Origin of the sequence: Microbacterium sp. NPDC008134 (assembly GCF_042957055.1) — a bacterium.
GTDB lineage: Bacteria > Actinomycetota > Actinomycetes > Actinomycetales > Microbacteriaceae > Microbacterium.
Map to the genome: position 1 here is coordinate 846487 of NZ_JBIBHO010000001.1, position 25858 is coordinate 872344.

The 25858-nt window shown below is 65.5% G+C and carries 27 protein-coding genes and 2 tRNA genes; 15 read left to right on the forward strand and 14 right to left on the reverse strand.

The genetic code is table 11. From position 1 onward, the window contains the following. Nucleotides 1–190 precede the first annotated feature (190 nt). The 3 genes from ACFY9N_RS03950 to ACFY9N_RS03960 all read left to right on the forward strand — a co-directional run bounded on the left by ACFY9N_RS03950 (nt 191) and on the right by ACFY9N_RS03960 (nt 2458). Complete coding sequence (locus tag ACFY9N_RS03950) at nt 191–541, forward strand: hypothetical protein (protein ID WP_391476963.1); 351 nt, start codon at nt 191–193, stop codon at nt 539–541. 65 nt (nt 542–606) lie between these two features. Further along, complete coding sequence (locus ACFY9N_RS03955) at nt 607–1425, forward strand: hypothetical protein (RefSeq protein WP_391476964.1); 819 nt, start codon at nt 607–609, stop codon at nt 1423–1425. Between the two features lie 46 nt (nt 1426–1471). After that, nucleotides 1472–2458 (forward strand): ImmA/IrrE family metallo-endopeptidase, encoded by a 987-nt coding sequence (locus ACFY9N_RS03960; protein ID WP_391476965.1) that lies wholly within the window; start codon nt 1472–1474, stop codon nt 2456–2458. 169 nt (nt 2459–2627) lie between these two features. Here ACFY9N_RS03960 and ACFY9N_RS03965 read toward each other — a convergent pair whose 3' ends face one another. Further along, the gene (locus tag ACFY9N_RS03965; RefSeq protein WP_391476966.1) at nt 2628–3698 is read right to left on the reverse strand and encodes a hypothetical protein; all 1071 of its coding nucleotides are present in this window, start codon (nt 3696–3698) and stop codon (nt 2628–2630) included. Nucleotides 3699–4106: 408 nt separating this feature from the next. Here ACFY9N_RS03965 and ACFY9N_RS03970 point away from each other — a divergent pair, with 408 nt between their 5' ends. Next, nucleotides 4107–5756, forward strand: a complete 1650-nt coding sequence (locus tag ACFY9N_RS03970) for a DUF4209 domain-containing protein (RefSeq protein WP_391476967.1) — start codon at nt 4107–4109, stop codon at nt 5754–5756. Nucleotides 5757–6092: 336 nt separating this feature from the next. Then, the gene (locus ACFY9N_RS03975; RefSeq protein WP_391476968.1) at nt 6093–9743 is read left to right on the forward strand and encodes a hypothetical protein; all 3651 of its coding nucleotides are present in this window, start codon (nt 6093–6095) and stop codon (nt 9741–9743) included. A gap of 6 nt (nt 9744–9749) precedes the next feature. On the opposite strand, the gene ACFY9N_RS03980 is transcribed toward ACFY9N_RS03975, so the two are convergent. Together ACFY9N_RS03980 and ACFY9N_RS03985 are read right to left on the reverse strand one after the other, a co-directional pair. Then, nucleotides 9750–10124 (reverse strand): hypothetical protein, encoded by a 375-nt coding sequence (locus ACFY9N_RS03980; RefSeq protein ID WP_391476969.1) that lies wholly within the window; start codon nt 10122–10124, stop codon nt 9750–9752. Then, nucleotides 10121–10963, reverse strand: coding sequence for a metallophosphoesterase (locus ACFY9N_RS03985; RefSeq protein ID WP_391478445.1), 843 nt, complete (start codon nt 10961–10963; stop codon nt 10121–10123). Before ACFY9N_RS03985 ends, ACFY9N_RS03980 begins: the two co-directional genes overlap by 4 nt. A 98-nt stretch (nt 10964–11061) precedes the next feature. On the opposite strand from ACFY9N_RS03985, the gene ACFY9N_RS03990 reads away from it, so the two are divergent. Continuing rightward, nucleotides 11062–11934: a hypothetical protein gene (locus ACFY9N_RS03990; RefSeq protein WP_391476970.1), complete on the forward strand. Its 873-nt coding sequence runs from the start codon at nt 11062–11064 to the stop codon at nt 11932–11934. Here ACFY9N_RS03990 and ACFY9N_RS03995 read toward each other — a convergent pair. The 4 genes from ACFY9N_RS03995 to ACFY9N_RS04010 form a co-directional block, all read right to left on the reverse strand. Further along, nucleotides 11924–12478 carry a hypothetical protein gene (locus tag ACFY9N_RS03995; RefSeq protein ID WP_391476971.1) on the reverse strand — a complete coding sequence of 185 codons (555 nt, stop codon included), beginning with the start codon at nt 12476–12478 and terminating at the stop codon, nt 11924–11926. The two genes, ACFY9N_RS03990 and ACFY9N_RS03995, sit on opposite strands and share 11 nt — an antisense overlap. A gap of 30 nt (nt 12479–12508) precedes the next feature. Then, nucleotides 12509–12844 carry a YitT family protein gene (locus ACFY9N_RS04000; RefSeq protein ID WP_391476972.1) on the reverse strand — a complete coding sequence of 112 codons (336 nt, stop codon included), beginning with the start codon at nt 12842–12844 and terminating at the stop codon, nt 12509–12511. Next, a complete protein-coding gene (locus ACFY9N_RS04005; RefSeq protein WP_391476973.1) occupies nt 12841–13380 on the reverse strand; it encodes a YitT family protein in 540 nt (179 codons plus the stop codon). Before ACFY9N_RS04005 ends, ACFY9N_RS04000 begins: the two co-directional genes overlap by 4 nt. 438 nt (nt 13381–13818) lie before the next feature. Further along, nucleotides 13819–14346, reverse strand: a complete 528-nt coding sequence (locus tag ACFY9N_RS04010) for a hypothetical protein (protein WP_391476974.1) — start codon at nt 14344–14346, stop codon at nt 13819–13821. 120 nt (nt 14347–14466) lie between these two features. Between ACFY9N_RS04010 and ACFY9N_RS04015 the strand changes: the two genes are divergently transcribed. Next, nucleotides 14467–14739 (forward strand): hypothetical protein, encoded by a 273-nt coding sequence (locus ACFY9N_RS04015; protein ID WP_391476975.1) that lies wholly within the window; start codon nt 14467–14469, stop codon nt 14737–14739. A gap of 526 nt (nt 14740–15265) precedes the next feature. Here the strand turns inward: ACFY9N_RS04015 and ACFY9N_RS04020 are convergent. Beyond that, nucleotides 15266–16024 (reverse strand): SDR family NAD(P)-dependent oxidoreductase, encoded by a 759-nt coding sequence (locus tag ACFY9N_RS04020; RefSeq protein ID WP_391476976.1) that lies wholly within the window; start codon nt 16022–16024, stop codon nt 15266–15268. A gap of 49 nt (nt 16025–16073) precedes the next feature. On the opposite strand from ACFY9N_RS04020, the gene ACFY9N_RS04025 reads away from it, so the two are divergent. The 7 genes from ACFY9N_RS04025 (at nt 16074) to ACFY9N_RS04055 (ending at nt 20945) form a co-directional block, all read left to right on the forward strand. Beyond that, entirely contained in the window at nt 16074–16565 is a 492-nt protein-coding gene (locus ACFY9N_RS04025) for an FBP domain-containing protein (RefSeq protein WP_391476977.1), read from the forward strand. 45 nt (nt 16566–16610) lie between these two features. Further along, nucleotides 16611–17408 (forward strand): enoyl-CoA hydratase/isomerase family protein, encoded by a 798-nt coding sequence (locus ACFY9N_RS04030; protein WP_391476978.1) that lies wholly within the window; start codon nt 16611–16613, stop codon nt 17406–17408. 117 nt (nt 17409–17525) lie between these two features. Further along, nucleotides 17526–18566 (forward strand): hypothetical protein, encoded by a 1041-nt coding sequence (locus tag ACFY9N_RS04035; RefSeq protein WP_391476979.1) that lies wholly within the window; start codon nt 17526–17528, stop codon nt 18564–18566. Then, nucleotides 18563–19366 carry an inositol monophosphatase family protein gene (locus ACFY9N_RS04040; RefSeq protein WP_391476980.1) on the forward strand — a complete coding sequence of 268 codons (804 nt, stop codon included), beginning with the start codon at nt 18563–18565 and terminating at the stop codon, nt 19364–19366. Before ACFY9N_RS04035 ends, ACFY9N_RS04040 begins: the two co-directional genes overlap by 4 nt. A 294-nt stretch (nt 19367–19660) precedes the next feature. Continuing rightward, nucleotides 19661–20695 (forward strand): M23 family metallopeptidase, encoded by a 1035-nt coding sequence (locus tag ACFY9N_RS04045; protein WP_391476981.1) that lies wholly within the window; start codon nt 19661–19663, stop codon nt 20693–20695. Nucleotides 20696–20763: 68 nt separating this feature from the next. Continuing rightward, nucleotides 20764–20835: transfer RNA gene (locus ACFY9N_RS04050), tRNA-Thr, on the forward strand. Between the two features lie 36 nt (nt 20836–20871). Beyond that, nucleotides 20872–20945: transfer RNA gene (locus ACFY9N_RS04055), tRNA-Met, on the forward strand. 40 nt (nt 20946–20985) lie between these two features. Here the strand turns inward: ACFY9N_RS04055 and ACFY9N_RS04060 are convergent. From ACFY9N_RS04060 to ACFY9N_RS04085, 6 genes are all read right to left on the reverse strand, one after another. Beyond that, nucleotides 20986–22080: an aromatic acid exporter family protein gene (locus tag ACFY9N_RS04060; RefSeq protein ID WP_391476982.1), complete on the reverse strand. Its 1095-nt coding sequence runs from the start codon at nt 22078–22080 to the stop codon at nt 20986–20988. Next, nucleotides 22080–22286: a CDGSH iron-sulfur domain-containing protein gene (locus ACFY9N_RS04065; protein ID WP_391476983.1), complete on the reverse strand. Its 207-nt coding sequence runs from the start codon at nt 22284–22286 to the stop codon at nt 22080–22082. Before ACFY9N_RS04065 ends, ACFY9N_RS04060 begins: the two co-directional genes overlap by 1 nt. Then, the gene (locus ACFY9N_RS04070; protein WP_391476984.1) at nt 22283–23320 is read right to left on the reverse strand and encodes an iron-containing redox enzyme family protein; all 1038 of its coding nucleotides are present in this window, start codon (nt 23318–23320) and stop codon (nt 22283–22285) included. The genes ACFY9N_RS04065 and ACFY9N_RS04070 overlap by 4 nt, the downstream gene beginning before the upstream one ends. 92 nt (nt 23321–23412) lie before the next feature. Then, nucleotides 23413–23850: an SRPBCC family protein gene (locus ACFY9N_RS04075; protein ID WP_391476985.1), complete on the reverse strand. Its 438-nt coding sequence runs from the start codon at nt 23848–23850 to the stop codon at nt 23413–23415. Between the two features lie 60 nt (nt 23851–23910). Beyond that, nucleotides 23911–24381: a heme-degrading domain-containing protein gene (locus tag ACFY9N_RS04080; protein WP_391476986.1), complete on the reverse strand. Its 471-nt coding sequence runs from the start codon at nt 24379–24381 to the stop codon at nt 23911–23913. A gap of 95 nt (nt 24382–24476) precedes the next feature. Further along, nucleotides 24477–25331, reverse strand: a complete 855-nt coding sequence (locus tag ACFY9N_RS04085; RefSeq protein WP_391476987.1) for an SDR family oxidoreductase — start codon at nt 25329–25331, stop codon at nt 24477–24479. 94 nt (nt 25332–25425) lie between these two features. On the opposite strand from ACFY9N_RS04085, the gene ACFY9N_RS04090 reads away from it, so the two are divergent. Next, nucleotides 25426–25791, forward strand: a complete 366-nt coding sequence (locus ACFY9N_RS04090; protein WP_391476988.1) for a winged helix-turn-helix transcriptional regulator — start codon at nt 25426–25428, stop codon at nt 25789–25791. The last annotated feature ends 67 nt before the right edge of the window (nt 25792–25858 follow it).

Genomic DNA, 25858 nt, shown 5'->3' on the forward strand with positions numbered 1-25858 from the left:
GACTGGCGCTTACGAGCGCGGGACAGAGGTACGTGCCAACGCGAAGTGCGGAGGAACGCGCGGCTACAGAAATGTGGACAATTCTTGTTGGCTGAGCCTTCTGGGTTCGACGGGTATCGTCAGCGAAACGGAAAGCGATCAGAGCTGACGCCGGGTCATAGAAGCTCGAACCTTTCGGTACGATCCACGCATGCCCAAGGAGAATCCAGAGTTCGCGGACATCTATGGCGTTGCCCCTCACGTCGTCCCGGACGCTCACGACGCACCGCGGCGCAACGTCGTCGTGCAGCCTCGCACGGACATCGTCACGCTCCTCGGGCGCACCTCGAACCGTGCCGGGTTCGACACGGACACGTGCCTGCTGAGCGAGATCGACGAATCCTGCAGGCTGGACAAGCAAGGCATGTATGAACTGCGCTTCAAGCACAGCGTGTATCGCCCACACTTCGCCAACGAGAAGGACTGCGACTTCTACGGTGCACTCGGTCCTGACGAGACTGCCAGCCTCCGAGAGTTCTGGGATCGCGTCAACGGGTTCTGAACGGACCGCGCATAGAGAACACGTCAGATAAGCTGACAGACTTTGCAATCAGAAGGGACGCGACCGTGCACGCGACAGGAACACCAGAGTGGGTCAGCGAAATCAGTAGCGCGCCTGCAGCCCCGGCGCCTGGCGATGCGTGGGCGCTGTCCTGGGACGGAGTCCACGAAGGTGTGGTCGTCATCGCACAGGTGCATGACGACTTCATCCTCGGAATTCCCGTGACGACCGACACCGCGACCTCAACTGAAGTGACGGTCGAACTCGGAACAACGAACGTGGCACTGTGGCCCCAAGCGGAGACGGGACTCGGAAGCTTCCTGCTCCACCGAAGGCTCGGGAACGTCCTCGACGATGCACAGGTCCGAGAAGTCCGGCTCTGGGCCGCGGAACGGGCGAACCTGTCGACGCTGATCTCCGGATCCGGATCTGCGAACGCGAATTCCTTGACAGAGCTCCTCGACGAGTATCGACGTCGATGCTTCATCGAATGGCCTTCGGAAACTGAGCTGATAGTTGATGTCGATGCGACGGGCATGAACGCTCGTCAGTTCCGCGACGCGACGGGCTTTGACACGCCGCGTGTCCTCGAGCTGTGGGGAGGCGACCTGCTCGATGAAGCGGAGCTCCACTCCCTCGGTGACAATGCTCATGCATGGACGATGCCGGCCCACGATCTCATCACTAGGGAGCTCGCAACTCCCGAGCTGAAACCGCTCATCGTCGAGCTCTGCGAGGCTGCCGGAGTCTCCGAACGTCAGGCTCGCAACACCGCGCGCAGCGCATATGCCCTCGCGGCCCGCACGGCAAGCGTGAGCGAAAGGGCGTCGACGCGTGCGGCCGACACCCTGCGCGTGCTTATCCAAGACGCCCATGCTTCCTGAGGTGCGAAGCGCGGGGGAGTGGCTCCACCCCGCGACAGCCGCGGCTGTGGCCGAGCACCTTCTGGCGAACATGCAGTTCGATCAGCCTCGAGCTGCGTTGGAGTCGGATCTCATTCAAGCGCTTTCCGAATCGGACCTGATCGAATTCGAGTGGAGCGCCACGGTCGAGACAGAGTGCGAGCTGCTGGGCACTTACACGCGTCGTCCGCCGCGCATCCGTGTTGCTCGGCGGCAACGCACCGCCCGCGCCAACTTCACCGCCGCACACGAGTTTGGTCATCATCTGCAGCAGCAGGATGAAGACTGGGCGATGGAGCTCGCTGATCTCCGCCGTGCTCAGACCGCGATGACGCGTCACGTCGAGGAGGCTGTGAGCAACCATGTCGCGGTTCTGCTTCTCATGCCGGACGACGTTGTCCACGCCGCATGGACGGGAACCCTGACGCCCGCTTTCGTGCGAGCGCTCACCAGAGGCGGCCTCGTTTCCCGACAGGCGGCCACCATGCGGGCGTCGCGATGGGCGCGAACAGACGACCCGAACGCCGTACTCATCGTGGCCGACCCGACCACCGGTCTGGTGCTCTCATCAGAATCAGCCGATACGTCGTCGCTGGCGCGGCCCCCGAAAGGCAGCATTCAATCCGACTTCCGGACCCTGACTGCAGGAGCCGAAGGAAGCAGGGGAGCCACCGAAGGCTTCGTGTACTCCACCAACACATCCAGGTCCGACATCACCTATGACTGGGGATGGGACGCCGACGGCACTCATCTACTCATCGTGGCCCGGCCCACGTACCGCTTCGGCGACGCGCAATGGGACAGAGATGACCTCGAATGCGTGTCTGCGAACTGCGACAGCATTTTTGCGCGTCAGAATGCCGTCCTCTGCCGAACATGCCTACTGCACAAGTGCCCTGACTGCGGGACATGCGGATGCGAGAAACGTCGGGGTACAACGTGCATGGAATGTGGGTTTGAGATGTCCTTGAGGGAGGCGCAGCTGGGTGACAAGCACGAGGAATGCCCCTTCTGACGTCGCCCGACAGTGGGCGTTGATCGGCAGCACGTCGCCTCGTAGCGCAAGTCGGCCTGCGGGATGAGCGGGACCCGCTTAGGGGGCTGACTTACGACGGCGTGTGGGGCACCGCCACTGAGGACCGGTCTGTCGGCGACCTAGTTGCCTCGATGTCGGGAACATCTGTTCATTGATGCGTTGCGCAGCAGGAGGTAGGGGAAGTCTGTGCCAGCGCCTCTTCGTACTCTTGCAGCTTTCGGGTGGCCTCCGTGTTGGCTGCCTGCGACTTCGTGAGGCTGCGTTGCTGTAGCCGCAGTGCCGCCGCGGTGATCGTCCATGACGGCATCAGGGCGAACGGAGCGGTGACCAGGGTGAGCACGGGCGTCACCATGACGAGTATGGGGAGCACAGGGTTCTCGCTCGTATTGACGGAGAACGCAACGAGCACTGCGAATACGAGGAATACGACGAGGATCCACCAGCCGATGTGGGCCAGCACGACCACGACCTTCGCGTAGCCGGGAGTGGTAGCCCACGTTGCGAAGAAAGCGAGTGTGCTGAGGTAGGCGACGCCGAGCAGACCGCCAACCCATCCCCCTGCTCGGTCGGGATCAACGACCGCGGCGAGGAAGAATCCGGTGACCGGCAGTATCACCCAGCACAGCGCGCCGAGTGTCCCCAATGTCCAGCGGGCCACTCGGTCGGACATCGTGTTGCGCAGGTTGATGGCGGCGATGGCTGTGGCGAGGTTGGAGGCAGCATCAGCGAGGTTCTGCTTCTGCTTCTTCAAGGAGGTGACGGAGCGGGTGGCGATGTGTGATGCGAAGAACAGCACGACACTCGCGCTACCGGCGATCTGTATTGCCGCTCCGGCATCCATGCCGATGCTCACTCCGGCGATGGCGATACCTGCGATCACGACGGTGGCGATGCCGCCGATGAACGCGAAGGTCGCAATGTTTCGCCTGGTGCCCACGGCGACTTTGTCGGAGGCCTTGAGGCTTTCCTCGATGAAGAGCGCGAGCATCAGTACGGCGAAGGCAGAGATCACGCTCGCCAGCGCTCCCGGTGAGGCGTAGAGCGTCGTCAGCCAATCGAGCACGGAGGTTCCGAGATCATCGCCACTTCCGAAAGCACGGGCTCGTAAAGACGGCGGGACGAAGAGCAGCACCAGGACGAGGATCGTCCCGATGGTCAGCATTCCCAGCGCGGAATCGCCAGCCGAGTTCGGTCGACCGGGCTGCTCGTCGTCAAGCATGGGCGGCGCGCATAGAGACGTTATGGATTCGAGTAAGCACCCGCCACAGCGTAAGTCACGTCGCGCGCGAAACGCCGCCATTGGGGCGGCCTTAGCCGCGATTCTGTGCCTTCTCTTCGGACTGATTCGAGCCGGCATCGTTGATTCGGGGGCCGGCCAGAACGACGTCTTGGCGCTGATTGGGCTTCCGATCTGTGGCGTGCTCGCGCTGGGATTGATTGTCGTAGCGTGCTTGGGAGACGAATAACACTCGTGGTCTCCCAAGTCAGTTCTGTCCGAAAATCTGTGGTCTGAGGAGATTCCGCGCGGACACTACAGTCTCGGTCCCTGAGGGATCGATGTGCCCAGCGCTGGCAGGGTTGCTGTATCGGTTTTGAATCTGCGCACGAGCTCGGGCACGATGAACGCGTGAAGGCCACCGAGGACGAAATGATGCTGATGGGTGTGCTTGGCGTCTGGGATCTGCGTCCCGATGATTGGCAAGACCCGTACCGCACCGAGCGGAAAACGCCGTGGAAGTCCCCAGCCGACCTCACGGATGATGATCTGAATGTGCTGCGCGGTATCGATCCCAATCTTGTAGATCGGCAACAACGCATCCGGCTGCTGGACGTTCTCGCGATCCGTTCCACAGGACGAGAGAAAGCTGACGCGTTCCGAGCGATGGTCGCTGCGGTTGCGGACGGTATCGACACCATCGGACTCGAGCGCTACGACATCGACCAATGCGACAGAGCAATCGAGGTGGCCAGACGGTTCAAGGGTGAGGTGGGCGAACAAGGTAAACGCATCGAGGCACAACTGCACGCCCGTCTCCTCGCCACGACCGATACGTCGGAGTCCATTCTGATCTCCGACCTGTTTCTCAGACACGACCGCGCACGCGCCAGCGCGTCCGACGTCGCCTCGCATCTACGGCAGCTCGCGCACGCGGAGGACGCTGGCGCCGCGCGCACACTGCGCGAAGCCGCAGCGAACTGGGGTTACGTCGCGCAGGACAGAGCCGCGGCTTTCGATGACGTCGCCTGGATCGTCGAAAGCTACATCGCAGAAGCGGAGGTCGTACGCGAATCACGGCCCATGCTCGCGGCGGACGCGCTCGAAACGGCGTTGAAGGTCCTACGAACCATCCCGCAGACGGAACGTGCCTCTCGGGGGCTGTCGGATGCCGCCGAGCGGGTGAAGGCGGGGATTGACGCCGCCAACGCCCAAAGACATCGATTGCTGACGACGGTAAGCGAGGAGGAAGTCGACCTTTCGTCCCCGGCGAAGCGTCGTTGGAGCGCGATACGTGGACGCTCTATCGGTGAGGCAATCGATTTCCTGCTGCGACCGGGTTTTGCCGATTACAAGCAGATCCAGGCGGCGAGCTCGGAAGCCAGCCGCCGCAGGTGGTTTTCCACTGTCTACATTGCGTCAGACGCGCGCACCACGGGCCGTAGTGGGAGCAGGGACATCTACGAGGTGCCCGACGACATCTGGGCCGAGATGATGGACGTGTACGACCGGCGGATCGGCCTACTCGTCGCAGGGCATATCGTCCCAACATGGCAGGCGACGAGGGCCGACCATGCGCTCCAGGTCGATGATTTCCATGCGCTGACGAGGGTCAGTTCCATCGTTCCAGCGGGGCGGGAGTACTCCATCGCCCGAGCCCTCGCGTACGGGTACAGCGGTGACTTCTTCACGGCGGCGCAACTGCTTGCCCCGCAGGTGGAGAACCTCGTTCGCGTTCACCTCGCCAATTCCGGTGCGAGCACCCGCTCGTACGAGGACGGCATTCAGCACGAGGTCGCGCTGTCATCGCTGATGGAACGAAAGGAGATCGTTTCTCTGTTCGGAGAAGACCTTGCCTTCGAGATTCGGGCCCTGTTCTGCGGTCCGCTCGGACCGAATCTTCGCAACGAATACGCACACGGTCTTGTCAGCGATGCGGGACGTGCCTCCCACACGAGCGTGTACGCATGGTGGCTGGTCTGGAAACTCGTCGACATGTACTTCGCCAACGCGCACCATGACCTCGAGGCGGCCGATGCACGGCAGCCCGCGGGCTCGTAGGCGGCGAAAGACCTGTCGGGAAAATTCGTGTCGCGCAATATATGGACGCTGGGCAGAACCGTTGGCGCTGGGCGGTCCGCCACCCTGAGAGCCGATAGCGTCATAGCCGCCTCCGTTGGCTCCCCAACGAATCAGTATCGCGACGGGGCGGCTGCGTCTCGCTTGCCCCCCAAGGTGATGGCTCGCGCATCGTCGGGGCGGGGCCGCGTCCGCGCGATGTCTGGATCCGCTCATAGGATCGCAGAAGAGGCATAGCAGCCTTGGTCTCGGGCAGCCCTACGAGCTGTCCGCGTGGAACGGGGAGTCATGAGGTCACGACAGACGGAGCCGATGCGCTTGGACGAAAACGCACCGGAGCTCAAGACTCTGGCGCCGGAGTACTCTTTCGCCGCTCACGGGACGTACTTCACTATCCTGAAATCCACCATCGACGACCAACCCTGGGTCCATAACATCGCTCTCGCCGGTACCTATGGCGCGGGCAAGAGCAGCGTCCTGAGCGAAGTGGCGACGCGATTTCCGAAGCGTGTCGTCGAAGTGTCGCTCCTGACGCTCGGGGCCAAAGATGAGGCTCCTCGGGGCCTGTCACCGGAGACGAATCCCGCGGCGTCCTCCACGACCAATCGGATTCAGAAAGAGATCGTCAAGCAGCTTCTATACACCCAGAAACCAACGAAGGCGCCAGGGTCGCGGTTCCGCCGGATCGTCGGCCACAACCGCTGGGTCGAGGCCGGCTTCGCTGCAGCCGCCGGAGTTCTCGTCATCCTCCTCGGGCTCCTCGTCGGCCTGGATGTCGTTGCGGCACCTGCATTCGGCATCGCCTTCGCGGACCGGCCGCACTACTTCGGTGTTGTCGCTCTGTTCATCGCCATCGCCGCGCTTGCGGCGGCGCTGATGCTCCTAGTGAGGGCGCTTCTGCGAGGTCGAGTCTCCATCGACAAGGTGACCGCCGGTCCAGCCACCATCACGTTGCCCACGCGGTCAGCGAGCTACTTCGACGAGTATCTCGACGAGATCATCTACTTCTTCGAGACGAACAGAAATCTCGACATCGTCATCATCGAAGACCTCGACCGGTTCAACGACCCGAACATCTTCGAGTCCCTGCACTCGCTGAACGGGATACTCAACGCCGCCAAGCAGCTCGGCGGTCGGGACATCCGATTCATCTACGCGGTCCGGGACAGCGTGTTCGAGAAGCTCGGCAGAGAAGAAAACGACGATGTAACCGATGAGGCGCGCGCAGAACTGGTCCGAGCGAACCGCACCAAATTCTTCGAGCTGGTGGTCCCCGTCGTGCCGTTCATCACGCACCGCAACGCTCGGGACCTCATGTCCCGCGAGCTGGAGGACCGAGGGCACCAGGTGTCGAAGGATCTCATCGACCTCGCGGCCCGTGACCTTGCCGACATGCGCCTCATACACAACATCATCAACGAGTACGAAGTCTTCAAGCACCGGTTGCTCGACGTGCCTACCCCGATGCCAGAGCTGGATCCGGACAGGCTGTTCGCGATTGTCCTGTACAAGAACGCTCACATGTCCGACTTCGAGAAGATCCGCCGCGGCTCTAGCTCCCTTGACGCGCTGTGGGACATCTCCCGGGATCTGATACGCGCGAACGCGGACAAGCTGCGCGGCGAGGCTCGCGTATTGCGAGCACGGGTGCAGCGCCACGCGGACATGCAGGAGTACGCGGCCGTTCTCGGCACTGAACTGGTGACTCGTATCGATGCGCTCGCAAACGCGCCGGAGACCGGTTTCGCTTCGGCGACGTTGTCCTACCAAGGCACGGTCGTTGGGGAAGAGGAACTGAAGACACCGGACTTCTGGAGGAAGTTCTTCTCGGAGGGCGCGCCGCTGACCGTCGATGTGTACCGGACCGGAAACGTCTACGGTCCCGCCACGCGAGCAATGCAGCTGTCTGCAACGACAATTGAGACGCTGACCGGAAGGTCCGTCGATGTGGAGTCGTATGCGGGGGTGGTGGAACCAGGTATCGAGAGCGCGATTCGGGCCAAGGAGGAGGAACTGGCCGGGATCGCTCGTATGACTTGGGCGGACCTCACCGGTTCCGGATACGTCTTGCGGGACGAGCGGGCCCCAGATGGTTGGAGCTTCGGTGAATGGGCGACGGCGCTGCTCCCCTCGCGACTTGCCGCCGATCTCGTCGTCCACGGCTACATCACCTCCTACTTCCCGCTGCACGTGTCGTCGTTCTACGGAACGGTGGTCCGGCCGCGGGCGATGACATATGTAATGCGCTTCGTCGACCAACGTAAAGCGGACCCCGATTTCGAGCTCGACGCGCTTGATGTCGAGGCCGTCATCTGGAGCGAAGGCGCGTCGGTGCTCACTGAGAAGAGCATGCTCAATGTCAGCATTCTTGATCATCTGCTGGAGTCGAGGGCCGACGATGCGAAGACGGTCATCTCCACTCTCGTCTCCGAACCGGCAGTCGAGGAGTTCGTCGACCGATATCTCGAATCGGGTGCGTCCACCGCGGAGTTCGTCGCGATGCTGACACCGCAATGGAGTGAGGTGTTCGTGCACCTCATGGCGTCGACGGCAGTGGAGGGCGCTGACCTGATCGAGTTGCTCGACGTTGCCATTGCGCACCGCGATGCAGACCGAGTCTACGTGTATCCCTTGGCGTTGCGTCACCGTGTCGAAGCCGGCTATCGAGACTTTCCGTCACTCGCCGCAGATGCTCCCGCGGACGCTGCGAGGACGACGGTCAGATTCGTTCGTGCGGTCGGAGCCGTGCTGGCGTCGTTGGAGGGGCTCCCGAATGCTGCAATCGAGGAACTCCGGACGACGGGTTCGTATGCGGTCACGCAGGCCAACCTCGAGGAACTCACCGGTGGCTCCGATCTGTCCCTCGACGCTCTGGCGAAGGTCCACCCGTACATCGTGCAAGTCGTCGCCGCGAGTCCTCGTGCCTATCTCGACGCATGCCAGCAGTCGGACGCGACATCGCATTCGGTGACGTCGCCCGCAATGTTGGAGAAGTTCCTGACTGCCGCTGGTTCCACCGACGACGCCGCGTGCGCCGGGATCATTGAACTGGCGCACCCTCAGTGCAAGATCGACCAGATTGAAAACGTCCCGTCAGTGACGTGGGACGCGCTCTTCCGACACGGACATGCCGAAATGTCGTTCGAGAACGTCTACGCCTACTTTGAAGACCGGGACGAGATCGACGATGACATCGCGGTGGCTCTCGCATCTGCGGACAGCCTCGCGGGCTCGGCAGGCGCCGATGCCGATGTCCGCGCGGAACTCGCCCTCGCCATCGTCAATTCCCCCTCCGACGAACTCACTGCAGGACGGCGGGTGACCCTCGCTACCTCGCTCGACCCGGGTGTTTTCTCGACGTCGGAGGTGCAGCCCCGCTCCGGCAAGCTCATCGGGAAGCTGATCGAGTCCGGGCTGATTGCCGATGATGAGGAAGCCTTCGCCTCGCGGCTGATGGTCGATTGGGACACTCAGGCGTACGCGATCTCCCGTTCCACACACTTCTCTGACTTCGTTTCCCCGTCCACCCTTGACGCGAAGTACATATCGACGCTGCTCGCCGACGATGCAATGAAGTCTGTTCATCTGCCGGCGGCCAAGGCGCTCAACGCATACTCGAACCTTCCGCTCGCCGCGCACCAGGCATATGCCGAGCGGGCGCTGAAAGGCGGCTACATCCCGAGTATCGCCAGCATCCGGCGCTCGCGAAATGGTGGCATCAGTGTTGACCTCACACTGCGCCTCCTTGCTCGGTTCCGTGACGGTGTTTCCGGTGAAGATCTTCGCGACGTTGTTCGCTCCCTGGGATTGCCGTGGTCGAAGCTCGCGGACCCCGGCTTTGGGAAGAGCACACCGATTCCGTATTCTGAGCATGCTCAGACCGTTCTCCAAGACCTGCGGCCGGCCGGAGTCGTCAACAACATCACCCGCGACGGGAACGTGCTCCACGTCACACGGAGGACGAAGTAGCCGGTGTCAGGAGCTCCACGCCCACGCGTCATGACGCGCTTCGAGTAGCACTCCACCCAGGTCACCCATGCGGAGCCGCTCGATGTGAGCCGTGCCGTCGTCGGCGAGCGCGGTATTCAGCCACTGCACCCAGGTCCAACGGCTCTCGGTCCCAGTGCGCAGGACTTCCAGCACTTCACGTAGTCCAGGAACCGGTCCGCCGTTCCACAGTTGGAAGGCCGGGAACAGCCGTGTCCCTTCGGCGGTGTCGAGCCCGAGCAGCGTCAGCGATGTGTCCGCTGCGGTCACCTTCTCGTCCGTCCAGCCGAGTTCACGAGCGATGCTCGCCGCCGTGAAGCAGGGTCCGACAGCCTTCGCCCACGGGCTGTGCGGCTCGGTCATCGCTCCGCCGCCTCGCGGATCTGGCGGAGGCTAGGTGTTTCCATCGTCAGCGTGGCCATGTCTAGGACCCCCAGACTGCCCTGCTGAGTGTCTTGGCCAAGGCTCGCTACCCGTCGCCCGTCAGGTAGCTGTCCGCCTCCCGGAATATGCATGTGACCGTGGACGAGAAGCTCGGGCCTGGTCGAATTCCATACCTTGGCGACGCGCTTGCGGGATGTCGCTGAGTCTCGGAGCGCGTCATCGGGAAAACCCATCGGGTTCGTGCGGAGCACTGCCCGAACGGCGCTGACGGGTGTGCCTGCCGGCGACTCGTGGGTGAGCATCAGATCCGCTGGCCCGCCTGAGATCGCAGCGGCCACATGCTCATCGGTGATTTCTTCATCTGCCCACCAACTGACGCCATCCCGGCGCCACGCCTTGTCGACAGATGTGGCGCCGCCCAGGGACAACACGGTGCGGCCGCCGATAGTCAAGCGGGCGGGCCGGGGGAGACGCCAGGTGATGTCCGAGATGCGGACGGCGGCCCCTGGGCGGGTGTCGAGCAGCGGTGAGATCTCGCCCCACGGCTCGTGGTTGCCGAGCGTCACGTAGATGCGTTGTACGGCAGTGCTGGCGAACGCGTCATCGGTAGCGGCTGGGTCCATCCACCAGTCGCCGAGTTGGAGCACGGTAGTCACGTCGGGAGCGAGAACAGGGAGGGCCTTCGCCAGCGTTCTCACCCACCCCTGGTTTCCGTGCCAGTCGCCGCAGACAGCGGCGCGACGGTCGGGGAGGGTGAGGTTATCGGCGTACTCGCGGGCTGTGAGGACCGGTGTCTGTGGCGTCAGATGGCCCTGTATACCGGGATGATCGTTGAAAAGCGAGCGGCGGAGCGAATTGAATGTGCCCTGCTGCGCGCCCCGGCGCTGGTTTGGGATTGCTCGCTACGCTCAGTCTTGTGACCTCCCCGGATGACTACCTGGTCGATGAGGAGCCGAGTCTCGCGGAGCAGTTCGAGTTCGTTCTGCGCCGACAGGCGGAGCTCAACGGTCTCTTTGACCGCGCGCAGAAACCGCGTGCGCTGGCGAGGTCGAGGATCGCCGCGGACAACCAGGCGACGTCGCCGGTACAGCTCGAGCATCTCGTCAGCTACTGCCTGCTTCAGGCCATCGATTGCGGGCGTGCGATGACCCGCGCTGTCCGAGCACCGGATGGCTCATTGGAGCTCCCCATCATGGCGCTGTACCCACTTGCGCGAGGCCAGATCGAGTGCGCAGCCATGGCCGCGTGGGTGATGGCGCCGAAGCTGCGACGCGACAGGGTCCTCCGCCGCCTGCAGGTCGGCCACGACGAAATATCGAAAGAGAAAGCGCTCGTGGTCAGCGCCATCGGCGGCCGGGGGGACTCGGAGGCGAACAAGGCGCGGCGTGCAGAGGCCGTCCGGGAGCGGCGTCGGAAGTCTCACCTGCGTGCTGTCGCGAAGGCCAATGGCATTGACCCCGGCGAGTACGAGAACACAGTGCCTGCCTGGGAGGCCCGCATTTCCGAGGCGGGGCGGGCGCTCGGTATCCCGAACGACGGCCTGGCAGTCGTGTGGCGGTTGGCGAGCGGGCTATCGCACCCATCGCTGACCCGCGGCACCTCGGTGCTGGATTTCACGACCGTGAGCGAGGAGGGCAACGTTCTCAGCGGCGTGATGTCTACGAAGACCGAGTCTCTCACCGCGGTGATATCCCTGGGGGAGAGGGCGGCACGAGGCGCGCTCCAGCAGTGGCGCGTCGCGAAGATCCAGCCGAACGACGAGCAACCCGTCCCCGTCGTCAGCTTCTGACCGCAGGTGGACTGGACCAACGCAACCGCGGGAACCTCTTCTTGGGCGGCACGCGAGACTCAAGTTCGAGTCGGTGCTCCACCTTCGCCAGAAGCCTCGTCGAGCGGGCGGAATGAACCGTGTGTATGAGCATGAAAATGAGGCACCACAGCACTCCGACGCCGGATGAGACCAGCACCACAATCGTGTAGGGGAGCAGTTGCGCGACAACTTTTTCTGGCGCGAAGCCGGTGAATATCGTGACAGCGAGAGTGGGCATCGCAACGAACAGGGCTGCCATGCTGGCTCTCCAGTCGTTGGAGATGGCATCTCGATCTCGGGTGCGCAGGTACCCAGCCACATACCTGAGATCCTCGACGGTGACTTCGTCGCTACCGACCCACTCCTCGATGTTGGTGTCCGCGTCGCGGCGACCCTGGTAGAGCAGGTTCGCTATGTCCGGGTGGAGTGGTTGACCTTCGCCACGTCCCTTTCGGCTTCGGGATGCAGAGGCGGTGCCGCACGCGCCCTCTGCGATGTCTGTGTGAGCACTCGTCGGCGCCATCAGGCGTGTGTCCTTTCGCCGCCACTAGGGCTACGCGATGTAGCGCCCTTGGCGATGATTCTGAGCGACAATCAGGTTGAGCAGGAGCGCCCCGCCTGCTGAGACAATCGCTAGTTCAATCGACACTGTAGCGATTGAGGCGCAGACGACGAGCAGGTCGGTGACCATGAGCACGTACCCAGCGCGCCACCCCCACTTCTCTTGCAGGAGGAGCGCGACGACGTTGAACCCACCGAGGCTGCCGCCGTGCCGGAACAGGATGAGCACTCCGATCCCGCAGAGCATGTTGCCCAGAACGGCTGCGTAGATCGGGTCGAAGTCTGTCAGCGGCAGGAAGTGGGAGTGAACCGGTGCCAGGTCGCTCACGGCGCCGATGGCGACGACGCTGCGGACAATGAAGCTCCACCTTTACCTCTGGCCGCAAGAGCAAAGAACGGGATGTTGACGACGGTGAACAGCAGGCCGAAGGGGATGGGGAGGAGGTAGCTGAACAGGATGGAGAGTCCCGCGGTCCCGCCGGTTACGAGGCCGGCACTTCGAAGGATGTGCAAACCGAACGAAGTCACCACGACGCCGATGATCATGCTGAGCACGTCTTCGGGGGGCGGCGCTGTCCAGCGCCGCCTCTCATCTGTCGTCGGACGCGTCTGGGCAAGAAGGTTCAAGATGCCGGCGGCCTCGCCTGGCCAGCGAGCATGCAGCATGTCGTCGGTCTGCTCGCGAGTGAACCGCCAGAATCTTGCGCCGTTGACGTAGCGGAAGTCTGCAGTCGTGATCATGAACTGTTGCACTCCGCCGAGCGAACGATGTGGGTGACGTCCGCATGCGTACCAGAAGCTCAGCGCATTCTGGATGTCGTAAAGGAGATCGTCGGAGGCGCTGAGCGTAAGCTCGCCGTCCATAGTTCCGAGTGAGTGCACTGTGTCTTGCTCGGGGCGGTCCTCCGGGCGGTCGCCTCACTCCTGCCGCATGGCGGAAGCAGATGCGTTCGCCAGCATCCGCGGCAACAACCCGGGGAACCTGTTCTGGATCGGGATGGGGAAGTCAGAAGAGCGACAGAACGCGTGCGCCGCCTGGAGGGAGGATACGTGGGCCTCTCCCTACATCCGCGGTGGACGCTCGACGACGCGCTTTCCCACTTTTCCGCATCGGCAGTGTCCGCGGACGACTGGGTGGCTTTCGGAGAGCTGTTCCTTGCGCGCTTCCGCGAACGCGAAATACGTCGAGGGTGACCGTCCGGAAAAGACCGGGCCCGGCTGTCCTCGCACCTGAACGGCACTCGTGCGTCGCACGTGGGGTGAACTGCCTGCCCGGCCTTCCGGCGGACACTCTAGCGAAAGTCAGTGACTCAGATCCGACTGCAACTCCGCCAGCAACTCAAGGATCGGACCCCGGATTGCACTGTTGCCGGCCTGGTGGCCCATGCTCGTGTAGACAACGGGGGCATCGAGACCGACATACTCCGCGATGATCTCCACCAGTCCCGGCCACCCGTAGGACGCGGCCCCGTCCTGATCAATCGGCATGGACGCGCCAACCGCGAGGGACGTGAGGGCTCCGCGGCCAATGACGCGAGTCGTTGTCTTGGGCTGGTCTCCCGTGAGGTTTTCGACGTCAACAACCACCACGACTTTCTCGGTGACCAGAAGGAACCGCACGGTCTCGTCGCCCAGTCGATGATCCGTTTGTGCGTACACGATCTTCTGGCCCTCGGTGGTGAGCGACAACGTCGTGAGAAGTCGCGCGTACCACCTCTGGTACCTCGTGCCCTGGCTGGTATCGAGCAACGGCACCGACTGGAAATCGCCGTGCCTCAACTGGTAGTCAATTTCGGCTGAGAACTCCTCGTCCTCTTTCGTGCGCTTCATCGCACCCCTTTCTTGTTCATGACGAACGTAGTGGCGAGCTCCGACACCGCCGTGCAGTCGAACGGAGGCTCACAGCCTCATCTCCGCGGCAATCTCAAGTCAACGACTGCACGGAGCATTGTGGCTGTCTATCTGATCTCGTACGACGTCGTGGGACCGAATCGTGATTACGAGGCGGTGAAAGACCACATCATCAGGACCCATGGGACGCGCGCGAAGCCGTTGGAAAGCGTCTGGGTCGTGAAGACCACGAAGTCGGCTGCAGAAGTTCGAAATGCTCTTGCTGCGCACGTGGACAGCAACGACAAGCTGCTCATCGTCACACCCAGGAAGGGATGGGCAACGCGGAAGATCAGCAAAGTCGCCACGGACTGGATGCACCAGCACGTCTGAGCAGCGCTCCGAGAGCATAGTCGGCTGGGCCGCCGCGGGACGCATGGCGAGCGTCGCTGCCGGGCCGAATGATGTTGCAGCGCGGCACGCCCTCACTCGCGTCGGTCCGGGCGTGGTCGCCCGGGGTGTCAATCGCCGGCGAGTCGATGGCTCGGCTCGGCGATGCGCACCAGAAGGCGCCACGAACGACCCACCGTCGACGAGAGTCGGCAGCAGCTGGACGCGCGCCGACTATTGGCGATCCTCGGACTCCGAGCTGGCGATTCAGCGGCTCGGCAATGGCCGATTCCCAGGCGCAACGGGCAGGTTGGGGGAAGCGGAATTCGGGGGTGCCAGTTCTCAAGCGAGAGTAGGGCGGTCGGGGGCGTGCGTGGGAATAGCGAAAGGAGGGCGTGGGAAACGCATAGGAATAGCGGCGTGCGATCCCTGTAGAGAGTAGGGATCGGGGAGATACGCGAATTCCCCACCAGAAGAAGGCCCCGCGATCGCGGGGCCTTCTGGGTTCTCGGCGTGTTTCGCGGAACGCTCAGCGCAGGTACGACGCCCCGTTGAGATCCAACACCGACCCCGATGCCCACTGCGCCTCGGGCGACGTGAGATACACGATCGCCGCAGCGACCTCCTCCGGCGTGCCGACGCGCCCGAACGGGCTCTGCGCGCGCACGGAGTCACCCTCGGCCCCATCGAGCTTCGACTGTTGCCGTTCGGTTCCGACGAAGCCGGGGGAGACCGTCGCGACCGCGATGCCGTGCGGAGCCAGCGCGACGGCCAGCGATTGTCCGAGCGCGTGCAGCCCCGCCTTCGCGGCGCCGTAGGCGGGGAAGTCCGGTTCGCCGCGCACGGCGCCCCGCGATCCGACGTTCACGATCGACCCCGAAGCGTCGGCGCGGATGAGCGCGTTCGCGACGAGATACGAGACGTTGGCGGCCGCGAGCAGATCGACGTCGAGCATCCGCGTCCAGACCTGCTGCCACGTCGCGTAGTCCACGGCATCCACCCGATGGAGGGTGGCAGGGCTCGGCGCGATGGCTGCGTTGTTCACGAGCACGTCGATGACCCCGAGTGCGGCTGTCGCCTCGTCGACGATGGTCGCCGCATCCGCCGGGGTCGAGAGATCACCACCCACCAGCACATGGCCGTCTCCGTGCAACAGGGAGAGCGTCTCGCCCGCTGCGTCACGATCGCTGCCATAGTGCACGGCGACGCGATCGCCCCGCGCGCTCAGCGCGATCGCGGTGGCCCGGCCGATGCCGCGGGATGCTCCGGTGACGAGTGCATGTGCCATCCCGCCACTCTACGAGCCGCCCCGGTCCGCGACTTCCTAGACTGGGACGATGCGAGCGCTCACCGAAGCAGACGTCCGGGCATCGTTCGTCAATGCGGATGCCGACGAACTCCGGGTCATGGAGATGCCGCACGACTTCGTGCTGGTCGACTGGGACTACCTCGACTTCTTCGCCTGGCGCGACCCGGGCGCCGGCCGTCGCGGATACGTGCTGATCCCGCAGGGCGACGAGATCGTCGGGATCGTGCTGCGCGCCTCCGACCCGGGGCGCGGCCGCTCCGGGATCTGCAACATCTGCCGCACCATGCAGCCGGGCAACCAGGTGACGCTGTTCTCGGCGCGGCGGGCGGGCGAGGCGGGGCAGCGCGGCGATTCGTTCGGCACGTACATCTGCGCCGATCTCTCGTGCCATGAGAACGTGCGTCTCGCGCATCCGCTCGCGCCGAACGAGGTGCTCGCCGACGGGCAGGTCGACTTCCGGATCGACGGCACGCGTCGCCGCATGGAGGCCTTCGTATCGCGGGTGTGGCAGTACGCCTGACCGCGATTACGCTGGAGGCAACGTCCTGTGCTCGAAGGAGAAGCCATGAGCGATGCCATCCTGTTCTCGGTCGATGAGGGGATGGCTCGGCTCACGCTGAACCGCCCGGCACGACTCAACGCGTTCAACGCCGATCTGGCCCACGCGTGGCGCGACGCCACGGGGGAAGCGACGTCGCGTTCCGATGTGAAGGCGATCCTGATCGATGCGGCGGGCCCCGCGTTCTGCGCCGGTGGCGACGTGATCGACATGGCGACGACCATGGGCTCGGGCGACGAGATCACGGCCCTGGCGGAAGTGATCAACACCGGCATCCGTTCGTTGACTGAATCGTCGGTGCCGGTCGTCGCGGCCGCGCACGGCACGACCGCGGGTGGCGGGCTCGGTATCCTGCTCAGCAGCGACTACGCCGTGGTCGGGTCGCGTTCGCGACTCGGCAGTCTCTACGCGAACATCGGCCTGACGCCCGATCTCTCGGTCTCGGCGCAGCTCGCCCGAGCGGTCGGCCAGCGACGGGCTCTGCAGCTCGTGCTGCAAGATCGCCTGCTCACGGCCGAGGAGGCGGTGGAATGGGGGCTCGCGGCCGAAACGGTGACGGGCGAGGATTCGGCGGCCGAAGCCGCGCTCGTACGGGCTCGCGGCGAGGAGATCGCTCGCTTCTGGCTCGCAGGAGCAGCGGATGCTTACGGGCAGGCGAAGCACCTGGTGCGCGCGCAGCCAGAGCGCAGTTTCGCCGAGCAGCTGTCGGAGGAAGCGCGGTCCATCGGAGCTGCGATGCAGACGCCCGACGCGCAGGCGCGAATCGCCGCGTTCGCCGCGGCTTCCGCGAAGAAGGCCGGCTGAGTCCGACTGCACTGGCGGCGGCTTTCGGATGCTTGTGCACAACTAGGGCGTCGGGGCGGTGCTCGGCCCGGGTCACATGGCAGGATGAGGGGCAACGCCGCTAGAGGGAGGGTCGTCATGTCCCAGCCGGAGACCGTGACCGAAGAGAAGAAGAACATGTCGCTCCTGATCAGGGGAGCCATCTGGATCGCCATCGGGGCTCTGATCGCCGCAGCGCTCGTCTGCGTCGTCTGGGTGCTGATCGGAGATCAGGACGGTCTGATCGGGCGGGCATTCCTCACGATCCTCCTGTTCGCCGGGTTCGCGGGCATCGCGATCGCCGAGGCGGGGCTCGCTCCCAAGCGCCCTGACTGGCTGGCGCTCGCGAGCATGGTGACCTGGATCATCGCGCTCATCGTCGGCGCCTTCAAGATCTGGCTGCCCGAGGACGAGTACTACTTCAACGGGGCCGCACGGTTCTTCCAGCTGCTCCTCGTCGTCGGAATCCTGCAGCTCGCGCTCCTGCACGTGCGCCTGTTCACGCCGGCCGCTCACCGCCATCCGACCACGTTCAACCGGGTGATCTACATCGTCACGGTCGTGCTTCTCGGCGGACTCGTCGCGATGCTCGTCTTCTACCTGACGTTCCCCGACTCCTTCGACTACGTCGAGCTGTACTGGCGCATTGTCGTCGCACTCACGATCCTCGCCGCCGTCGGTACGACGCTGGTTCCTCTGCTCAACGCTCTCTTCGCGCCGAAGAAGCCGGCGCAGCAGGCGCCGGCACCGAGCGCGTTCCTCTCGTGGCCGACCTTCGCCGACGGCGTGACCCCGCTTCCGGCGCTGGCCGACGGCAGCCCCGACTGGAACGCCTACTACACAGGCCAGCCCACGCCGTACGTCCCGCAGGCGGCACTCCCGGCCACGTCGTTCCCCGTCGCTCCCGAACCGCAGGGCGCGCCGACCGCGCCTCCCGTTCCCGGCGTGCCACCCGTGCCGACCGCTGCCGCAGATCCCGGATTCGCGTACCCGAGTGCCCCGCCGCAGCCCGCGCCGCCACAGTCTGCGCCGCCGCAGCCGGCTCCTCCGCAGCCCGCGCCGCCTCAGCCGGTGCCGCCGGCTCCCCAGACGCACGATGCCTTCCCGCCGCCTCCTCCCGCCCCGCGTCCTCCGCAGTGAGCGGCGAGATCGAGGTCGAGCTCTCGGAGCTCGCACGGGAGATCGCGCGCGAAGCCGGCGAACTCGCACAGCGCCGACGGCGTGAGGGCGTCACGCTCGCGGCCACCAAGACCACCCTGGCCGACATCGTCACCGAGGCAGACCGTGAGGTCGAGGCGTTGATCCGCACCCGGCTCGACGCGGCGCGGCCGGGTGACGGGTTCCTCGGCGAAGAGTCCGAGGCGGCGCAGGGCGAAAGCGGCATCACGTGGGTCGTCGACCCCATCGACGGCACCGTGAACTACGCCACGGGCATCCCCGCCTATAACGTCAGCATCGCCGCCGTGCGTGGAACGGCCGACCCCGCGAGCTGGGAGCACCTCGCCGGAGTCGTGTACGCGCCGGCGCTGGGCGAGCTGTTCTCCGCGGCACGCGGTCACGGCGCCTGGCTCGGCGAGGAGCGCCTCGCGGTCACCGACGAGACGCCCGCAGGTGCTCTGCTGGCGACGGGCTTCGGGTACGACCCCGCCACACACGATGGCGACATCGAGACCGTCCGGCGCGTCATGCCGATCGCCCGTGACCTGCGGCGGATGGGCGCCGCGGCGCTCGACCTCGCGTACGTCGCCGCCGGTCGCCTCGACGGTTACTTCGAGCGCGGTCTGAAGCCTTGGGATTTCGCGGCCGGAGCACTCCTCGTCCGCGAGGCCGGAGGTGAGGTGTCGCGGTTCGACGTCGACACCCCGCGCCCCCTGATCGTCGCCGGCGGCAGCGCCGTGCACGCGCGTCTGATCGAGCGGATCGGCGCGAAAGATGAATGACTCATGGCTTTCCCAGCCGAGGCGGGGTAGTGTTTATCCGATCGTTACTTCCGTCGCCCGAAGGCGGAAGATGAGTAAGCGCCCCCGAGCTTGACGCACGACCCCGAGAGAATCGTTTTGCCCTTCGAGAATCCCCAGGCTGAATCTGCGCCCACGCACCGTTCCAGCAGACCCCGCATCCAGGCTCACGAGGCCTCCGCGGTGGGAGAGACGGCGACAGCCTCTGCATCCCCCTCGGCCCCCGAGACCTCCGCACCCGTCTCCTCCGCGCCGCTGTCCCGACGTGCCGCCCGCATGCTGGCGGCCGAGGCCATCGCCGCCGACGATGCCGTCGAGAAGATCGCCGCGCCCGAAGAGGTCGTCGCCGAACTCGGCGAATCGACGCCGAAGCCGGCCAAGGTCCCGACCGTCGTGATCGATGACACCGTCCTCGACGGCCCCGCCATCCCCGCACCCACCGAGAGCCTCGTAGACGCGTTCGAACAGGCCTCGCAGGCGTTCAAGGGATCGTCGTTCCACCGTGCGACCGCCGCGGTCCCCGTTGAGAAGTCCTCGATCGAAGAGATCGTGCATCTCGCTCCGCGTCGTTCCGGTCGCATCCGCAAGGTCGTCGCCGTCGGCGCATCCCTCGGTGTCATGAGCCTCGCCGGTCTCCTCGCGGTCTCCATGACTCTCCCCGCCGAAGCCCTCGCCGCCGTGCAGGGCACCTCGGTTGCGTCCACCTCACTCATCGCTCCCGCGGAGGCGGATGAGAAGGCCGCGGCAGACGATGAGATCCAGGCCTTCGTCACGTCGTCCGACGTGCAGAACGAAGCACTCGACCGGGGTGACGACTTCAGCACGGTCTCCCTCGTCGAGGTCGCCGCCGAGCAGGGCATCAACTACTCCAACGAGGTCTTCACCAACGACCCCGACGCGGCCATCCAGTGGCCGTTCCTCGTGGGCGTCGGCATGAGCTACGGCTACGGCATGCGCAGCGGCCGCCTGCACGAGGGCATCGACTTCGTGCCCGGCAACGGTGCCCCTGTCCAGGCCATCGCCGACGGCACGGTGCGCATCGCCACCGAGCAGGGCGGCGCCTACGGCGTCACCGTGTACATCGACCACGTCATCGACGGCGAGGTCATCACGAGCCACTACGCGCACATGCAGTACGGCTCGCTGCAGGTGAAGGCGGGCGACAAGGTCACCGTCGGAACCGTCGTCGGCAAGACCGGGAACACCGGTCGCTCGTACGGCGCGCACATGCACTTCGAGCTCATCGTCAACGGATCGACCATCGATCCGCTGCCGTGGCTCAAGGCGAACGCCGGTCGTTACGAGTACTGACCGGCTCGATTTCATGAGGACGCCACCTTGATGGTATTCTCGTGTGGTTGCCCCGCGAGGGGCAGCACGCCCCGATAGCTCAGTGGCAGAGCACTTCCATGGTAAGGAAGGGGTCGTCAGTTCAATCCTGACTCGGGGCTCGCAGCATTCGTCTCTGCAGAACGCGGATGCGTCGCGGCAGGGTAGCTCAGCTGGTCAGAGCGCACGACTCATAATCGTGAGGTCGCGGGTTCAAGCCCCGCTCCTGCTACAGGAATTCACCCCGGTCCTCGGACCGGGGTTTTCTGTTCCTACCGCACCTCGGCCGACGGCGAATCGGCGGGTGGGCGGCTCAGGATCAGGATCCGCCGCAGGTGCATCGCTGCGAGCACACCGGGGCCGATCGATCGACGCAACTCGATCGTGCGGTCGTCGACCGTCTCGAGGAGAAGACGCACGGCACGGGTCGCCTCTCCCCGGACGCGATGAGCGTCGGGCGAATCGGCATCCTGTAGAGAGATCACCTCGGCGACCGCATGGCAGGCGTCGGTCAACGGAGCGGGAAGCGCGGGATCGAGGTCGATCGCTCCCGGTCGACCCCAGATCGTGTCGGCGACCGTGTCGGAGACATCGCGGATGTGTTGCGCGATCCTCTCCAACGCCTCCAACTGCGCGTGCGCGTCGTCCGTCGCGGCGCGCCGGCCCCAGGCGCGCGGATTGCCCCGGCGGCTCTCATCGGCCTCGACGAGCGCGAGGCGTAGGGCTCCCGCCGTCTCCGACAGCGAGGCGGCATCGCTCGCCCAGTTCTCCTTCTCGGGCGGCCAGGAATCCGAGACGGCATCTCCGATGTCGTGCAGGTGGGCTGCCAGCTTCTTCCGGAACACCTCGAGATTCGCCGTCGCTTCGGCGGTGAGCGGCGCGGGAGCGATCGCCAGATTCACGACGAGGCCGACCACGACCCCGACCGTCATCTGCGTCAGATACCCCAGCGAGTAGTCATCGGCGTTCTGCCCGCCGACGATCAGCACGAACAGCGCGGCCATCGGTACGTACTCGCGACCGACACCGAACCAGCCGGTACCGGAGAGAAGCACCCCGAGCCCGACGATGATCGGAATCGACCACCAGGTCGGCCCCACCGTCAGGACGATGATCGAGGCCAACCCGATACCGGCGGCGAGCCCCAGGATCGTCTGCAGCCCGGACTTCACCGAGCCCATCAACGTCGGGTACATGCTCACGAGCGCGCCGAGCGGGGCGTAGTAGGGGTATTCCTGGGTAACGCCCGGCATGTACCGAGCGATGAACCAGGCGATCCCCACGGCCAGCGCTGTCTTCGCGACGAGCAGCAGCCGCGCGGGCCGTGTCGCCTCCCGCAGGGCAGAGCGGATGGCGGGTCGGCGCATCACTCCTCCGTGCGGAATCCGGCCGGCTTGTGGGTCCCATCGCAGAACGGCTTGATCGCAGAGAGGCCGCACCGGCAGAGCGCGACAGTACGGCGGTGCCGTTCGACAGGTTTGCCGTCGGCATCGACGAGATCGATGTCGCCGCGCACGAGTAGAGGGCCGTCGGGATAGGCCGTGATGGTCGCAGGCTCGTGTCGACGGGTCATGGCGTCGCCCCCTGTCGCAGAGACGTCTCGTCGCGGGACCAGGCCTCGAGCATGTGCGCACCGACCCACCCGTCGACGGTGAGGCAGGCTGCGGCGCCGAACATGATGTCCGGCAGGAGGTCCGGTCGATCCTCGGCGAGTCCGCCGGCGAGATCTCGTGCCGCGATCTGCTCGTGCACGGCATCCGCTTCGACGTGCTCGTCGAAGTAGTCCGTGACATCCTCGCCGAAGCCCAGGCGGCGCAGTCCGTCTCCGTAGAACTTGTTCGGGATCGACGACGTCATCTCGAACGCGGCGAGGTGCCCGACGATCGCGCCCACCAGGCGACGGTTGAGCCCGAACATCGACATCATGTTGTGCGACGCGAAGGTGATGGCGGGCACGGCGTCGAAATATGCGCCGTAGGCGTCATCGAGGCCTGCGCCGCGCATGGCGGCCGCGAAGATCTCGGCGTGCACCCGGTCGGGCCTGCCGCCGCCGTACTCGTCGGACTGGATCTCGACCAATGCGGCCTTCGCCCGACCGTGCAGACGGGGGATGGCCCACGAATGCGGATCGGCTTCCCGGAGCGTATAGACCGACCGCTGCCGGAAGAACTCGAGCGCCTGATCGCGCGTCGCCTTGCGGGCCATGTACCGGGAGAGGCTGGGTCCGTCGTCCGCCTCTGCAAGAGCGAAGAGCGATCGACCGACCGCGTCGACGGTGGGCTCGGGAAGGTCGGGAGCCGGCACCGCCGCGCGCAACCGGGTCTCGAATGCCGCCTCGAGAGTCGTGCGGATGGCGATGAGCTCGGGGTCCCACTCCAGCTCGGCGTCGAGCGCGGGCATCGAGCCGTAGGCCGAAGCGTAGAGAAGGAACAGCGAGATCTGCACATCGTCGTCGGTCGCGATGTCGGTGGCCGCGTCGAGCGAAGCGCTGACCAGCGTCGAATCGACGGCATCCGCGTCGCCGGTCAAGCGCGCGCTGATCGTGCGGCTGAGAGGGCCGCGCGGTCGGGGGAGGACGGCTGCGGGGGACAGGACGGGGGAGGTCATCGGTGGGCTCCGTTCATGGATGAAAGCAGTCTGCGGGCCATGCGTGCGGCGTCCCAGGGACTTGACGACGCGCTCGCTCGGGCGCTAGTCGCTCAGCGCGCGCGTCCCTCGGCGAGGTGCCCCAACCGGTGCAGGGTCTCCGCGTTGCGGAATCGCAGGAGCGGCGTCGTGATCAAGCTCGGCAACAACGTCGCCGGCCCCTTCACCGGCTCCTCGTCGATGCGCACCATGGAGCCCCCGTCCCACGCGCGTACGCGAAGCGTCACTCGCGCCTCGCCGATCGGCCAGCCCTTCGCACGGATCACCATGCGGTTCGGGGGCGACCATTCCTCGACCACGGTCGTATCGTCGAGGAGCGCGGGCCACACGCCTACCGAGTGATGAAGCCGAGAGCCCTCGGCCGGCCACGTGTCATCGACCTCGCGCATGCGCGAGGCGCCGACGACCCAGGCGGGGTAGAGCCAGCCGTTCTCGAGAACCTCGAACACATCCGCCGGGGTGCAGCGCAGGGTGCGCACGTTCTTCACCATGCGCCCACGATCGCCGCTCGCGCGCCGTGGGCACAGGGGGTTGACGGGCGGGCTGATCCCTCAGCGCGCGCGGTGGGCGCGCAGCGCCTCCACGACCAATGCGTGGTCGGCATGCATCTCGAGACCGCTCACGCCGATCGCGCCGGCGAGCGTACCGCCGATCCGGATCGGGAACCCGCCGCCCGCCGCCGCATACAGCGCAGGGTCCAGGCGCGACGACCGATCGAACTCCTCCCCGCGGGCGAGGAAGTCGTAGTGCACGCCCAGCGACGCCTGGCCGAAGTGCTCGACGACGCGGAACTTCCGATCCAGCCACGCGTCGTTCAGCGCGCTCGTGCCCGCCGCCGCCATATGGAAGGCGCGCTGGCCGCCGAGCGAGACCGACACGACGACCGGGAGCGCATCGGCGGTGGCTCGCGCACGCAGCCACGAGCCCACCTCCCAGGCATCCGTCACGGTGAAGCGGTCGAAGTCCAGCTCCCGCTCCTCGGCGGTGATCGCGGCGAGGGCGGCGTGTGCGTCGGTGCTCATACTCGCGAGACTAGCGGGCGGTCTGCGTCCGGGTGCAGAAGAGCCCGGCGTCCGCGAGGGACACCGGGCTCTCTGCGGCGCGAGCGCCGTCGAAGTCACGCCAGCGGGCGAAGGCCCTCCACCAGGGGAGTGGTCGGGCGACCGATCAGGCGGGCGAGCGTGCCGTCGGTGTCGGCCAGAGCGCCCCCACGGATGCCGGCATCGAGAGCGGTCACGAAGCCGATGGTTCCCTCATCGAGTCCGGCCGACGCCAGAGCCGCGGCGTGCTCCTCGGTCGTCAGCGAGCGGTACTCGACGGGGCTTCCGATGACCTCGGCGATCGCGGCGGCGAGGTCGTCGTAGTTCCAGGCGACGTCTCCGCCGAGCTCGTAGGCCTGGCCCAGGTGGCCGTCCTCGAGGAGCACGACGGCTGCGGCATCCGCGAAGTCCTTCCGGCTCGCCGAGGCCACGCGGCCTTCGCCGACACTCGCTGCCACAACGCCCGTCTCGCGGGCCTGAGCGATGTTGCCGGCGTAGTTCTCGGTGTACCAGTTGTTCCGCAGGATCACGGCGGGGACGCCCGACGCGGCGATGAGATCTTCGGTCGCCTTGTGCTCGGGAGCGAGCACGAGGTCGCTCGTCGGAGCCTTCGGCGCGCTCGTGTACACGAGCTTCGTGACACCGGCGGCCTTCGCCGCATCGATGACGGTCTGGTGCTGCGCAGTGCGGCGACCGACCTCGGAACCCGAGATGAGGAGCACGGAGTCGACGCCCTCGAGAGCGGCGGCGATCGTGTCGGGGCGGTCGTAGTCGACGACCGCGGTGCGCACGCCGCGGGCGGCGATGTCGGATGCCTTCGCGACGTCGCGCACGCCCGCGATGATCGACGACGGCTCTGCGTCGCGCTCGAGGAGGCTGTCGATGACGAGGCGGCCGAGCTGTCCGGTGGCGCCGGTGACGAGAATGGTCATGAGGGTCCTTTCGTGGGAATGACACCCTCGACAACCCGCCGCCCATTCAAAACCTTCCGATCTTCGGGTACCCACTTTGAAGTAAGGTACCTACATGTCGGTGAGTTATGCGCAGATCCGGGAGAGCACGCCGCTCGTCTTCGAGCAGGGGTGCAGCACCCGCGTGATCCTCGACCATGTGATGAGCAAGTGGGGAGTCCTCGTGCTCTCGTCGCTGTCCGACGGCACGCTCCGCTGGGGCGAGTTGCGTCGCGAGGTCGACGGCATCAGCGAGAAGATGCTCGCCTCGACGCTGCGCACCCTCGCCGACGACGGCCTCGTGCATCGAGAGTCGTTCCCGTCGGTGCCGCCGCACGTCGAATACAGTCTGACCCCGCTCGGTCGCGACCTCATGGAGCGGATGCTGCCGCTGATGGCCTGGATCGCCGACCACGCCGACAGGATGCTGGGGCGAAACTGAACTGCGGATTTCGTCGCCTTGCTACCCATTCGCAGATGGAATCAGTCGTTCAGAGAAAGCCATTGAC